Source organism: Pseudomonas brassicacearum subsp. neoaurantiaca (genome assembly GCF_013608025.1).
In the GTDB taxonomy this organism is placed as follows: Bacteria; Pseudomonadota; Gammaproteobacteria; order Pseudomonadales; family Pseudomonadaceae; genus Aquipseudomonas.
Genome location: NZ_VDLV01000002.1, coordinates 25,648 through 39,135, shown reverse-complemented (window position 1 = coordinate 39,135; position 13,488 = coordinate 25,648). Strand labels below are relative to the sequence as shown.

The 13,488-nt window shown below is 60.3% G+C and carries 9 protein-coding genes; 8 read left to right on the top strand and 1 reads right to left on the bottom strand.

Annotation, left to right across the window (positions count from 1 at the left end; translation table 11 throughout):
• Positions 1 to 274 precede the first annotated feature (274 nt).
• Positions 275 to 1,399 (bottom strand): polysaccharide deacetylase family protein, encoded by a 1,125-nt coding sequence (locus tag FHK92_RS01580; protein WP_181286575.1) that lies wholly within the window; start codon positions 1,397 to 1,399, stop codon positions 275 to 277.
• A 294-nt stretch (positions 1,400 to 1,693) separates the two neighbouring features.
• On the opposite strand from FHK92_RS01580, the gene yaaA reads away from it, so the two are divergent.
• The 8 genes from yaaA to FHK92_RS01540 all read left to right on the top strand — a co-directional run bounded on the left by yaaA (position 1,694) and on the right by FHK92_RS01540 (position 13,478).
• The gene (gene yaaA, locus FHK92_RS01575) at positions 1,694 to 2,473 is read left to right on the top strand and encodes a peroxide stress protein YaaA (protein ID WP_181286504.1); all 780 of its coding nucleotides are present in this window, start codon (positions 1,694 to 1,696) and stop codon (positions 2,471 to 2,473) included.
• An 810-nt stretch (positions 2,474 to 3,283) separates the two neighbouring features.
• Entirely contained in the window at positions 3,284 to 4,600 is a 1,317-nt protein-coding gene (locus FHK92_RS01570; RefSeq protein WP_030139647.1) for a nucleotide sugar dehydrogenase, read from the top strand.
• Between the two features lie 100 nt (positions 4,601 to 4,700).
• Positions 4,701 to 6,182 (top strand): mannuronan synthase, encoded by a 1,482-nt coding sequence (alg8, locus tag FHK92_RS01565; protein ID WP_375154595.1) that lies wholly within the window; start codon positions 4,701 to 4,703, stop codon positions 6,180 to 6,182.
• Positions 6,183 to 6,217: 35 nt separating this feature from the next.
• Positions 6,218 to 7,387, top strand: coding sequence for an alginate biosynthesis protein Alg44 (locus FHK92_RS01560; RefSeq protein ID WP_181286503.1), 1,170 nt, complete (start codon positions 6,218 to 6,220; stop codon positions 7,385 to 7,387).
• 9 nt (positions 7,388 to 7,396) lie between these two features.
• Positions 7,397 to 8,908, top strand: a complete 1,512-nt coding sequence (algK, locus tag FHK92_RS01555; RefSeq protein ID WP_181286502.1) for an alginate biosynthesis TPR repeat lipoprotein AlgK — start codon at positions 7,397 to 7,399, stop codon at positions 8,906 to 8,908.
• 5 nt (positions 8,909 to 8,913) lie between these two features.
• Positions 8,914 to 10,398: an alginate export family protein gene (locus tag FHK92_RS01550; protein WP_181286573.1), complete on the top strand. Its 1,485-nt coding sequence runs from the start codon at positions 8,914 to 8,916 to the stop codon at positions 10,396 to 10,398.
• Between the two features lie 26 nt (positions 10,399 to 10,424).
• A complete protein-coding gene (gene algG / locus FHK92_RS01545) occupies positions 10,425 to 12,014 on the top strand; it encodes a mannuronan 5-epimerase AlgG (RefSeq protein WP_181286501.1) in 1,590 nt (529 codons plus the stop codon).
• Positions 12,015 to 12,026: 12 nt separating this feature from the next.
• Positions 12,027 to 13,478: an alginate O-acetyltransferase gene (locus tag FHK92_RS01540; RefSeq protein WP_181286500.1), complete on the top strand. Its 1,452-nt coding sequence runs from the start codon at positions 12,027 to 12,029 to the stop codon at positions 13,476 to 13,478.
• The last annotated feature ends 10 nt before the right edge of the window (positions 13,479 to 13,488 follow it).

Below are 13,488 nucleotides of genomic sequence, written 5' to 3'. Positions count from 1 at the left end.
TAGCCACCGAATTCACCCGCGACGATTCGGATGAACTGCACACAAACTGGGTCTTGGAAGACGCCACCTGTGTTGCAGGTTTCGGCGGTCTGTCTTCTTGATACTCCAAAACACATGACAGGAAAAAGCACTTTGACGGTTTTTTGAAGTTTATTTTTCAGAGTGACGAATAACCCTTGGCGTACCGTTGCTGCACCGTTAAAGTCGGAAGTCCGGTCGCCATGAATGCGTGATCGAATTTCCCTCCCAGCCAACGTTTACGGGCCTTTCGCTTTCAGCGAAACGCGTCCTGGCAATCCTCCCAACCGATCCCGCTTTGCGCCGTTTGCGCAATGAGCCACGGCATCGCCGTTTTAACCGCATCCTGCTTGGCGTTGAAATTGATCACGCCGTGACGCCACAACAGCATCAGCGTCAACACACGCTGGGCACTCTGCTCGGGCTTGAGGCGGTTGGTGCTGTCCTGGGGATCGATATCCCACAGCGCCACTTGCAGGCCCTGGTTTCGGAAAAATGACTGCGCGTCGCCCCGGCGCTGCCCCTGGGGCGGGCGGAACAGCGGGACGAAATTCTCCGGCAGCTTGCCCTTGACCAGGTCGACACTGCGCCGCACCGAGTCCTGCCAATCTTGCCAATAACTGTGGGAACGGAACTCCCATCCCTGCACACCGACACACTGCCCGGAATAGACCGCCTGGAGATCATTGACCGAGCGGTCCGCGAGTCGCACCTGGATGTCCTTGCCCAGCACGAAGAACGTCCCGCTCATGTTCGATTTGCGCAGGTACTCGGTCAGCCACGGCGTATTGTCCGGTGCGACGTTGGCCCCGCTGTCGAAGGTCAGCAGGAACAGGCGGTCATTCATCTGCTCGCCGTTGCGCTCGTAATCGCCGAAACGCTCGATTTCACTGGTGACCTGAGGAAACAGCGCCGCCTTGCGCAGCAGTTCGTCCCGATATCGGGTGTGGAAGATCCGACTTGGCTCGGCCCACTTGATGTAATACGAGTTGTCATCCAGCTGGAACCTGCCCGCCTCTTCCCGCAGGGTCGCCATGTTCTCCACCAGATAACAGAAGGATGCGTCCAGTTCGCAGCTTCGCTGGGCAAAGTTGTAGCTGGACAGCAATCGCTGCCACAGCCGTGCGCGCAACGCGTTGACCGCCGCCATGTTGACCGTGCGCAGCCCCAGGTATTGCTTGAGGGCGATTTCGTCCATGGCATCGGTGTCCAGCAACACCCGGGCAAACATCAGCACTTCGGCCCGCGAGGCCACATCGAACAGCGTCGGGTTGGTGAGCTGTTCGGGCCAGGTGCTGCGATCCAGGGTGGCGATGTCATTGGGCGCGGCGATGGCACCGAAGCTCAACAACCACGCCGACAGTAGAAGGACGATACGCAAAAGGGATGTCTCCATAACGAAACCCGCGCGGCATGATAGCTGATCCTGGTGTGGCACCTCTTCGCAAACTGGCGAATAAGCCTCTGTGGCGAGGGAGCTTGCTCCCGCTCGGTTGCGCAGCGACCGCAGAAAAGCTTGGGGCCGCAATGCAGCCCAGCGGGAGCAAGCTCCCTCGCCACAAAAGCGCCACCACCACCCACTATCACTATCACCATCCATCCCCTATCACCCCAATAGCTGGAGTCCACCCGGACAACCCCCTAGAATCGCCGCACCCTAAAAGGAGACGTTTGCATGCTGATGGTGATTTCCCCCGCCAAGACCCTCGACTTCGAAACACCGCCGGCCACCGAGCGCTTCACCCTGCCCCAATACCTGGATCATTCCCAGGAGCTGGTCGAACAATTGCGTGAACTCTCGCCAGCCCAGATCAGTGAATTGATGCACGTTTCAGACAAGATCGGCGGCCTCAATGCCGCGCGGTTCGGCAGTTGGACCCCGGCGTTCACGCCGGCCAACGCCAAGCAGGCGCTGCTGGCGTTCAAGGGCGACGTTTATACCGGCCTCGACGCGCAAAGCCTTGGCGAAGCCGACTTCGACTATGCCCAACAGCACTTGCGCATGCTCTCGGGCCTTTACGGCCTGCTGCGCCCGCTGGACCTGATGCAGCCCTATCGCTTGGAGATGGGTACCAGACTGGCCAACGTTCGGGGCAAGGATTTATATGCCTTCTGGGGCACCCGCATCAGCGAGTGGCTGAACGAGGCGCTGGCCGACCAGGGCGACGACCTGTTGTTGAACCTGGCCTCCAATGAATACTTCAGCGCAGTCAAACGCAGCGCACTGAAAGCCCGCATCATCGATACCGAGTTCAAGGACCTCAAGAACGGCCAGTACAAAATCATCAGTTTCTACGCCAAAAAAGCCCGCGGCCTGATGAGCCGGTTTGTCATTGAACAACGCATCAACGATCCAGTAGCACTCAAGCAATTCGATGTTCAGGGCTATCGCTACAGCGCCGAGCAATCTTCTTCCGATAAGCTGGTTTTCCTGCGCGACCACGCCCCGCAATAACGCAGCATCATTTCCGGGCCCCGATAAGGGGCCTCGATCAAAGCCGAATTTGTCATCCAACTTCCCCGCCCCATTCGCCACTTTCTTGGCGTCAACAAAACAAACACTCCCCGCGCTAACTTTTCTTTCACTCGACAAATGTCAGATTTTTCCGTAGTGGCACCGATTTTTTTCTTCGATACTGGCACAAAACTATCTACCCCCTTTAACTCCCCGAAACTAAAGGGCGAAATCGGCGGTGCTATCAATATGAGAGCAGTGCCATCTAGGCAAATATTTCGAAAAATTTCGAAAATCACGATGAGCGGATCGGAACTATGTGAAATTGCACGGCTCATACCACCCGTAACGATTCTCGCCGAGCGTGTACGAGATAACTTACAAGGCACGTCGTCCAAAGTAACGGAGTTGTAACGACAACTTAGCGAAACGGTCGTCTTATTGGATCCACCCTTAAAGGACGGGAGATAACGCACCATTACTATCCCCTACAAGGCCAAGGCTGCGCCCCTATTAACGTGCTCACCCGAGCACCCAACCTTCTGATTTTGTGGGCTTTTTGCCAGGAGTCTGAAGTGAAAGATCTTTTGCACGAGCGTCCCGCCAACGAGGACTGGCTGCATAACAGGGCAGGTCATAACAACTAGGCCGCTTTGCGCACAACTTGAGTGCACTTATTTAGACACTCGGAACTTTGTATGCCTGCACACGGCACTGTGGCGCCTGCATTTCCACACTTCCGAGTGCACGATGACCGCTGAACACTATTAACTCCGGCCATTTAATGGCGTGAAAACAGAGGTAAATGCGATGCGCATTAGCATATTTGGTTTGGGTTACGTCGGTGCAGTATGTGCCGGTTGCCTGTCTGCACGGGGCCATGACGTAGTTGGCGTAGATGTCGCCAAAGACAAGATCGACATGATCAATGCCGGTAAGTCTCCGATCGTTGAACCGGGTCTTGGCGAGCTGTTGGCGCAAGGCATTCAAACAGGTCGACTGCGCGGCACTACCAACTTCGCCGAAGCGATTCGCGATACTGACCTGTCGATGATTTGCGTCGGCACGCCAAGTAAAAAGAATGGCGACCTGGAACTGAACTACATCGAAGCCGTGTGCCGCGAGATCGGTTTTGTCCTGCGCGACAAGACCACCCGCCACACTATCGTGGTACGCAGCACCGTACTGCCAGGCACCGTGGCCAATGTGGTCATCCCGATCCTCGAAGACTGCTCCGGCAAGAAAGCCGGCGTCGATTTCGGCGTCGCGGTCAACCCTGAGTTCCTGCGCGAAAGCACCGCGATCAAGGACTACGACCAGCCGCCTATGACCGTCATCGGCGAGTTCGACACCGCCTCGGGCGACGTCCTGCAATCGCTGTACGAAGAGCTCGACGCACCGATCATCCGCAAGGACATCGCCGTTGCCGAGATGATCAAGTACACCTGCAACGTGTGGCACGCCACCAAGGTCACCTTCGCCAACGAAATCGGCAACATTGCCAAGGCCGTCGGCGTCGATGGTCGCGAAGTGATGGACGTGGTCTGCCAGGACAAGGCCCTGAACCTGTCGCAGTACTACATGCGCCCAGGCTTCGCCTTCGGCGGTTCGTGCCTGCCTAAAGACGTGCGTGCCCTGACCTACCGCGCAAGCTCGCTGGACGTGGAAGCGCCGCTGCTCAACTCGCTGATGCGCAGCAACGAATCCCAAGTGCAGAACGCTTTCGACATCGTCTCCAGCCACGACAAGCGCAAAGTCGCCCTGCTGGGCCTGAGCTTCAAGGCCGGTACCGACGACCTGCGTGAAAGCCCACTGGTAGAACTGGCGGAAATGCTGATCGGCAAGGGCTACGACCTGCGCATCTACGACAGCAACGTCGAATACGCCCGTGTCCACGGTGCGAACAAGGATTACATCGAGTCGAAGATTCCTCACGTCTCGTCCTTGCTCAACTCCGACTTCGACGCGGTGATCGACAGCTCCGACATCATCATTCTCGGTAACCGCGACGAGAAGTTCCGCGCGCTGACCGAGAACGTACCGGAAGGCAAGCAGGTCATCGACCTGGTTGGCTTCATGTCCAAGGCCACCTCCCCGAGTGGCCGGACCGAAGGCATCTGCTGGTAAGTCTGTTAGCCGGCCGGGGCTCGCCCTGGCCGGCCTTTCGCCTGCCTTAACCCATCGGGCCGCCCACAAGGCCCGCCCGAGATAGAGACGGATGCAGATTATGCACAGGCTAAAGCACGGCCTGCTTCAGGCCGCCGGTTGGCTGTTTTACTTGAGTTTACTGATGGGCATCGCCACGGCGCTGCCTACGTCCACGTTCGACTCCGAATCCAAGGACTTCATCTTCCTGATCGGCGCCGTGGGCATCTGGCGTTATTCCATGGGCGCGACGCATTTCGTGCGCGGCATGATTTTCCTCTACATCGTCTACCCACACCTGCGCCGCAAGGTACGCAAGCTGGGCAAGGCGGCGGACCCGTCCCACGTGTACCTGATGGTCACCAGTTTCCGCATCGACGCGCTGACCACCGCCCAGGTCTACGGCTCGGTGATCCGCGAAGCCATCGAATGCGGGCTGCCGACCACCGTGGTCTGCTCCATCGTGGAAATGTCCGACGAACTGCTGGTCAAGAGCCTCTGGGCCCGCATGAACCCGCCGGCGCACGTCAAGCTGGACTTCGTGCGCATCCCGGGCACCGGTAAGCGTGACGGCCTGGCCTACGGCTTCCGCGCCATCTCCCGCCACCTGCCGGACGATCGCGCAGTGGTCGCGGTGATCGATGGCGACACCGTCCTCGCCGAAGGCGTGGTCCGCAAGACCGTGCCGTGGTTCCAGCTGTTCGGCAACGTCGGCGGCCTGACCACCAACGAGTTCTGCGAAGTGCGCGGCGGCTACATCATGAGCGAGTGGCACAAGCTGCGCTTCGCCCAACGCCACATCAACATGTGCTCGATGGCCCTGTCCAAGCGCGTGCTGACCATGACCGGACGCATGTCGGTGTTCCGCGCGACTGTCGTCACCAACCCGGACTTCATCGCCGACGTGGAAAGCGACTCGCTGCAACACTGGCGCCTGGGCCGCTTCAAGTTCCTCACCGGCGACGATAAATCGAGCTGGTTCAGCCTGATGCGCCTGGGCTACGACACCTTCTACGTGCCGGATGCGGCGATCAACACGGTCGAGCACCCGCCGGAAAAGAGCTTCATCAAGGCGAGTCGCAAGTTGATGTTCCGTTGGTATGGCAACAACCTGCGGCAGAACTCCCGGGCCCTGGGCCTGGGTCTGCGGCGTCTGGGCCTGTTCACCTCGGTGGTGCTGTTCGACCAGCGCGTATCGATGTGGACCTCGCTGCTGGGCCTGACCGTGGCGATCATCGCCAGCTTCAAGTACGGCACCGCGTTCATCCTGGTGTACCTGCTGTGGATCGGCATCACGCGGTTGATCCTGACCTTGTTGCTGTCGTGTTCCGGACACCGGATCGGCCCGGCCTACCCGGCGATTCTCTATTACAACCAGATCGTCGGTGCCATGGTGAAGATCTACGTGTTCTTCCGCCTCGATCAACAGTCCTGGACCCGCCAGCCCACCCACCTGACCCGTGATCTCGCCAGCTTTCAACGTTGGTTCAACACTTGGTCGTCTCGGACCATGACCTTCTCCGCCGGCAGCATTTTTGTCGCCGTGCTGCTGACGATGGTCTGACCGGACTTGAATGAATTAACTAGGAAATCGCCCCTATGAACACCGCCGTGAATGTCAACGTAGTGCATGAATCCGAAGCCCAACGCCAACACGCCCGGGTCAAAATCCCGGCCAAGTTGCGTTTCTTCGGCCCTGACCGTACGCCCATGGAAGTCAAGGTCCTGGACCTGTCGGCCGGTGGCCTGTGCTTCAACGCCGGCCAACTGCCGCTCAAGGTTGGCGAGACCTACAAGGCTCGCCTGCAGTTCGTGATCGACAACCTCGGCCTGGCCATGGACGTCGAGTTGCAGATCCGTTCCTACGACCGCCAGACCGGCCGCACCGGCTGCCAGTTCCAGAACCTGGAGCCGCGGGACATCTCGACACTGCGTCACATCATCACCTCGCACCTGGCCGGCGACATCGTCGGCGTCGGCGATGTGCTGGCGACCCTGCAGCGCGACAACTTCACCAAGGCCCGCAAGCAGAAAGATGACAACGGTGGCATGACCGCTTTCGGTCGCCTGCGCGCCGTGACCTTCAGCCTCGGCGTATTCGTCGTCGGCCTGGCGGCGTTCGGTTTCATCTTCAAGTCGGTGTACGGCATGTACTTCGTCAGCCACGCCCAGGCCGGCATCGTCAACGTACCGGGCATGGCGATCACCATGCCGCGCGACGGCACCGTGCAGAGCCTCGTCAAGGCCGACGGCGTAGCCGCCAAGGGCGCCCCGCTGGCGACCTTCAGCACCAGCATGCTCGACGTGCTCAAGGGTCACCTGGACGACAACCAACTGCAGCCAGCCAAGGTCGAGGAGCTGTTCGGCAAACAGATGACCGGCACCCTGACATCGCCATGCGATTGCATCGTCACCCAGCAACTGGTTTCCAACGGCCAATACGCGAGCAAGGGTGACGTGATCTTCCAACTGGTCCCACGGGGCACCGAGGCCAACGTCGAGGCACGCTTCTCTTATCGCCAGTTCGGCGATGTGCGTCCAGGCACTCCGGTCAGCTTCCAGGTTGCCGGCGAAGACACCACCCGCACCGGCAAGATTGTCAGCAGCACCAGCCTGAAAAGCGCCGACCTGTCCTCCGATATCCGTGTGCTGATCCAACCTGACGAAGCCCTCGACAGCGCGCTGGCCGGCCGTCCAGTGGAAGTCGTCAGCGACCGTGGCCCGAACCTGGGCTGGCTGATCGACAAAGCCATGGCCGTCGGTCTTTAAGTCGAGGATATGCCCGTGATCACTCCACAAAACAACAATGCACCGCATTCCCTGTGGGAGCGAGCTTGCTCGCGATGGGATCGACGCGGTCTGTCTGGTACACCGAGCGGCCTGCATCGCGAGCAAGCTCGCTCCCACACAGGATATGCGTTGTGTGCACTGGCGCTGGCAGTCGGTCTTAGCGGTTGCGCCGGCCTGCCCGACCAGCGCCTGGCGAACGAAGCCCTCAAGCGCGGCGACACGGCACTGGCGCAGCAAAACTACCAACGGCTGGCAGACCTGGGCTACAGCGAAGCCCAGGTCGGCCTGGCCGATATCCAGGTCGACAGCCGCGACCCCGAGCAGATGCGCAAGGCCGAGGCGACCTATCGCGCCGCCGCCGATATCTCGCCGCGCGCCCAGGCTCGCCTGGGTCGCCTGCTGGTGGCCAAGCCCGGTTCCACCGAGGCTGAAAAACACGAAGCCGAAGGCCTGTTGAAGAAAGCCTTCGCCAACGGTGAAGGCAACACGCTGATCCCGCTGGCGATGCTGTACCTGCAATATCCCCACAGCTTCCCGAACGTCAACGCCCAGCAGCAGATCAGCCAATGGCGCAGTGCCGGCTATCCGGAAGCGGGCCTGGCGCAGATCCTGCTCTATCGCACCCAGGGCACTTACGACCAGCACCTGGACGAAGTGGAAAAGGTCTGCAAGGCCGCGCTGGCAACCACCGACATCTGCTACGTCGAACTGGCCACGGTCTATCAGAAACGCGGCCAGCCGGAACAGCAGGCCGAGTTGCTCAAGCAAATGCAAGCCGGTCATGCCCGTGGCGTCGTTTCCGCCCAGCGCATCGACAGCGTCGCCCGCGTCCTGGCCGATCCAAGCCTGGGCAAGACTGACGAGAAAACCGCCCAGTCGTTGCTCGAAGGCATCGCCCCCGGCTACCCCGCTGCCTGGGTCAGCCTGGCGCAACTGCTCTACGACTTCCCGGAACTGGGTGACGTCGACAAGATGATGCAATACCTGGAAAACGGCCGCGCCGCCGACCAGCCTCGTGCCGAGCTGTTGCTGGGCAAGCTGTACTACGAGGGCAAATGGGTGCCGGCCGACGCCAAGGTCGCCGAGGCGCATTTCCAGAAAGCCGTTGGCCGCGAAGTGGCCGCCGATTACTACCTCGGCCAGATCTATCGCCGTGGCTACTTGGGCCAGGTGTACTCGCAAAAAGCCCTGGATCACCTGCTCAAGGCCGCCCGCAACGGCCAGAACAGCGCCGACTACGCCATTGCCCAGCTGTTTTCCCAGGGCAAGGGCACCAAGCCCAACCCGGTCAACGCCTACGTGTTCAGCCAGTTGGCCAAGGCACAAAACACCCCGCAAGCGACCGAGCTTGCCCAGACCCTCGAAGCACAATTACCGCCGGAACAACTTGCACAAGCGCAACGCCTGCTACAACAAGAGCAGGCCATTCGCGGCGCAATGAGCCCCGATACGCTTGAACTGCAAGCCCTAAAAGAAGATGACGGCGAGGAACCTCTATGAAGCTTTTGAAGCTCAATCCTTTTGTACAGGCTGGTATTGGCCTGTCGTTTGCCCTGCTGTGGTCCTGCCCGACCCTGGCGGCGTTGACCGAAAGCAAGAATTTCGGCCTGGAAGTAAAGATCACCGGCCAGTCTGAAGACGACCGCGACCTCGGCACCCAAAGCGGTGGCGACGTCAACGGTATCGGCCTGGACCTGCGCCCTTGGGTCTATGGCGAAAGCGGTAACTGGAGCGGGTACGCCATGGCCCAGGCCGTGACGTCCAGCGACATCATCGAGACCGATACTTTGCAGCAGTCCGATGGCGCCACGCAGGAAACCGACAGCGGCGATCGCGAAGCCAAGAAAAGCTACCTGGCCATGCGCGAGTTCTGGATTGGCTACAGCGGCTTGACCCCTTATCCAGGCGAACTCTTGAAATTCGGTCGCCAGCGCCTGCGCAACGACGACGGCCAATGGCGCGACACCAACATCGAAGCCCTGAACTGGACGTTCGACACTACGTTGCTGCGGGCCAACCTCGGCGTGGCCGAGCGTTTCAGCGAATACCGCACCGACCTCAAGGAATTGTCTCCAAAAGACAAGGACCGCCTGCACGTCTATGGCGACGTCGGCTACCAGTGGATGCCAGGCCAGTGGGCCAGTATCCGTGCCCACCATAGCCACGACAGCGGCAGCCTGGACTACCCGACCCCGGGCGAGCCCACCGACACCCTGGACAAGACCCAGAACGGTGACTTGACCTGGCTCGGCCTGGAGGCCACCAGCGACGCCTACAACTGGCGCAACACCAACACCGTCAACTATTGGGCAAGCCTCACCGGCATGACCGGCGACCGCGACACCGTCAACGCGCTGAACGCCGACGGCACGCGCCCGGCGCAAGCCAAGCGCAGTGACGACGCCGACGGCTGGGCCACCGACCTGGGTGTGCGCCTGCGCCTCGATCCGCAATGGCAAGTCGGTGCAGCGTATGCCCGCGCCAGCGAGGACTACGAACAGAACGGCCTGCAAAGCAACCGCTCGAACTTCACCGGCACCCGCTCGCGGGTCCACCGTTTCGGCGAGGCTTTCCGCGGCGAAATGGCTAACACCCAGAGCGCCAGCCTGTTCGGTTCCTGGCAGTTGCGCGACGAATACGACGCCAGCCTGGTGTACCACAAGTTCTGGCGCGTGGACGGCAACAAGCCGGTGGGCAGCAACGGCATCAATGCCGTGGAAAACAACACCGACGACGTGACCGGCGCCATCCTGTCCACCTCGTCGCTGCCACTGCGCGACGGTGACAAGGACCTGGGCCAGGAAGTCGACCTGGTCGTCACCAAATACTTCAAGCAAGGCCTGCTGCCGGCCGCGCTGAGTCAGTCCATCGATGAGCCGTCGGCGCTGGTGCGCTTTCGTGGCGGCGTGTTCAAGCCAGGCGACGCCTACGGCAAAGAGGTCGATTCGTACATGCATCGGGCCTTTGTCGACGTGATCTGGCGCTTCTGATGCAAACGACCATGGGAGTGCCCGATATGAACCGCTACCTCAGGAACAGCCAGGCGATGAAAGGTTCGATCAGCCTGTTGGCCGCAGCGATGCTGCTGGCCGGCTCGTCGGCGTTCGCCAACGTTGAACCGGTGGCCAAGCCGGGCAACGTGGTCAAGGAACTGCAACGCGCCAAGACCTACACCGTCAGCAGCGCGCCGACCGCGCCGCTGGAGCTGGCCAAGCCTACCCTGCCCGACCTCAAGGGCTACACCGCCGAAGCGGTCGCAGCCAAGATCGTACGGGCCAAGGCAGGCAAGGTCAGCGTTCGACGGATGATGCAAGAAGACGCCTTGAAGGATTTCATCGGCGGCGACAACAAGATGGCCGAGTGGGTGGTGCGCCAGCACGGTATCCCACAGGCCATCTTTCTTGACGACGGCTACATGAACCTCAAGGACCTGGTCAAGAAAGTGCCCAAGTACGTCATCGAGACTTCGCCAGGCGTCTACCTGGCGAAGATCCCGATTGTCGTCGGTCGCAAGGGCATCCTCGAGATCGACAAACAGACCCAGGAACTGCGCCTGTCCCAGGAGGGCGGGTCGTTCCTGGTCAACGATGGCCAGATGTTCATCCGCGACACCAAGGTCACCGGCTGGCGCGAAAAGGACAATGGCCCCGCCACGTTCCGCTCGCCCAAGGAGTTCCGTCCGTTCCTGCTGTCCTGGGGCGGCACCGAGACCTACATCGTCAACACCAAGATGGCCAGCTTCGGCTACTCGAACAGTAAGTCGTACGGCGTGAGTATTTCCCAGTACACGCCGAACATGGCCAAGGTCCTCAAGCGCCCGGAACCGACCGGCTGGATCATCGGTTCCGAGTTCTCGGACATGTGGTACGGCTTCTACTGCTACGAGACCCGCGACTTCGTCATCAAGGGCAACACCTACAAAGACAACATCGTCTATGGCATCGACCCCCACGACCGTTCGCACCGGCTGATCATCGCCGACAACACCGTCTACGGGACAAAGAAGAAGCACGGGATCATCGTTTCCCGTGAGGTCAACGACAGCTTCATCATCAACAACCGCAGCTATGACAACAAGCTCTCGGGCGTGGTGATCGACCGTAACAGCGTGAACAACCTGATCGCCTACAACGAGATCTACAAGAACCACACCGACGGCATCACGCTCTACGAGAGTGCCGACAACCTGTTGTGGGGCAACAAAGTGATGGGCAACCAGCGCCACGGCATCCGGATTCGTAACAGCGTAAACATCCGCCTGTACGAAAACCTGTCCCTGGGCAACGGTCTGACCGGCCTGTACGGCCACATCAAGGACCTGTCGGACACCGACCGGGACATCAAGCTCGACCCGTTCGACGCCGAAGTGTCGCTGATCGTGGTCGGTGGCGAACTGGCCGGCAATGGCAGTGGCCCGCTGTCCATCGACTCGCCGTTGAGCGTCGAGCTGTATCGCGTGTCCATGCTCGCGCCGAGCAAATCCAGCGGCATCAGCTTCACGGGAATCCTTGGCGAACGCCAGGACGAAATTCTCGACCTGCTGGTGCGCCAGCAGAAAGCCGTGCTGATCGACCCCGTTGAACGCCAGACCGAAATGCGGGACTGAGGAATGACCTTTATGAACCCACAGATGATCAAACTTCTGGGCCTGTCCGCCCTGACTGCCGGCATTCTCGCCGCCGCAAGCGGCGCGCGCGCCGATGAAATCAAGGCACCGACGTTTACTGCCGAACCGTGCTGCAACCTGTGCCCGGCGGCCCATGACGCGAAGAACTACACCACCCGCTACCAGCAGAACTTCACCACGCTGGTGCAAGCCCAGGGCGATTGGCTGTTCCGTACCCAGGAAGACCTGCGTACCGAGTTCAACATCACGCCGGCCGGCTACAAGCGCATGCAGCAACTGCACGATGCGTTCAAGAAAAAAGGCGTCGAGCTGGTGATCGTCTACCAGCCGACCCGTGGCCTGGTGAACCGCAACAAGCTCAACCCCCAAGAAAAGGCTGCCTTCGACTACGAAAAAGCCCTGACCAACTACAAGTCCATGCTCGGCCGTTTCGCGCAGATGGGTTACGTCGTGCCGGACCTGTCGCCGCTGACCAACGAAAATCAGCCTGAGACCCTGCCCGCCCACGATTTTTACTTCCGCGGCGACCAGCACTGGACCCCATACGGTGCCCAGCGCACGGCGAAGATCGTCGCCGAGAAGGTCAAGCAGATCCCGGCCTTCGCCGACATTCCCAAGCGTGAGTTCGAGACCAAGAAGTCCGGCCGCATGGGCAAGACCGGCACCCTGCACAACATGGCCGGGCAACTGTGCGGCACCAGCTACGCGATCCAGTACATGGACCAGTTCACCACCGAGCCCAAGGGCGAGGCAGGCGACGGCGACCTGTTCGGCGATTCGGGCAACCCGCAGATCACGCTCGTGGGCACCAGCCATAGCGGCAAGAACTACAACTTCGCTGGTTTCCTGGAAGAAGCCATCGGCGCCGACATCCTCAACGTGGCCTTCCCGGGCGGCGGTTTCGAAGGCGCGATGATCCAGTACCTCGGCAGCGAAGAATTCCAGAAGAATCCACCGAAGATTCTCATCTGGGAATTCTCGCCGCTGTATCGCCTGGACCAGGAAACCATCTACCGCCAGATGATGGCGCTGCTGGACAACAACGGTTGCGAAGGCAAGCCGGCCCTCATGAGCAGCAAGACCGCGCTCAAGCCGGGCAAGAACGAATTGATGGTCAATAGCAAGAACATGGATCTGCGTAACGGCAGCCACCAGGTCGACATCCAGTTCGCCGATACCTCGGTGAAAACCTTGCAAGCCACCCTCTGGTACATGAATGGGCGCCACGAGGACATCAAGATCGAAAAACCGAACACCTCCGAAACCGACGGGCGTTTCGCCTTCCAGTTGCGCACCGACGAGGACTGGGCCGACCAGAACCTCCTGGCTCTAGAGGTACAGGGGCCTGAAGCCGGGGCCGCACCGCTGCAAGTGGAAGCGAAAGTCTGCAAACGCAACGCATCTCCGCAAGCCGGGCAACAAACGGCTCAAATCGGACAATGAGGTCTCGTCT

Bases quoted from the DNA above. Each gene is read 5' to 3' on its own strand.
- algK (WP_181286502.1), top strand. From the start codon at position 7,397: ATGCCCGTGATCACTCCACAAAACAACAATGCACCGCATTCCCTGTGG.
- algG (WP_181286501.1), top strand. From the start codon at position 10,425: ATGAACCGCTACCTCAGGAACAGCCAGGCGATGAAAGGTTCGATCAGC.
- FHK92_RS01560 (WP_181286503.1), top strand. From the start codon at position 6,218: ATGAACACCGCCGTGAATGTCAACGTAGTGCATGAATCCGAAGCCCAA.
- FHK92_RS01540 (WP_181286500.1), top strand. From the start codon at position 12,027: ATGAACCCACAGATGATCAAACTTCTGGGCCTGTCCGCCCTGACTGCC.
- FHK92_RS01570 (WP_030139647.1), top strand. From the start codon at position 3,284: ATGCGCATTAGCATATTTGGTTTGGGTTACGTCGGTGCAGTATGTGCC.
- yaaA (WP_181286504.1), top strand. From the start codon at position 1,694: ATGCTGATGGTGATTTCCCCCGCCAAGACCCTCGACTTCGAAACACCG.
- alg8 (WP_375154595.1), top strand. From the start codon at position 4,701: ATGCACAGGCTAAAGCACGGCCTGCTTCAGGCCGCCGGTTGGCTGTTT.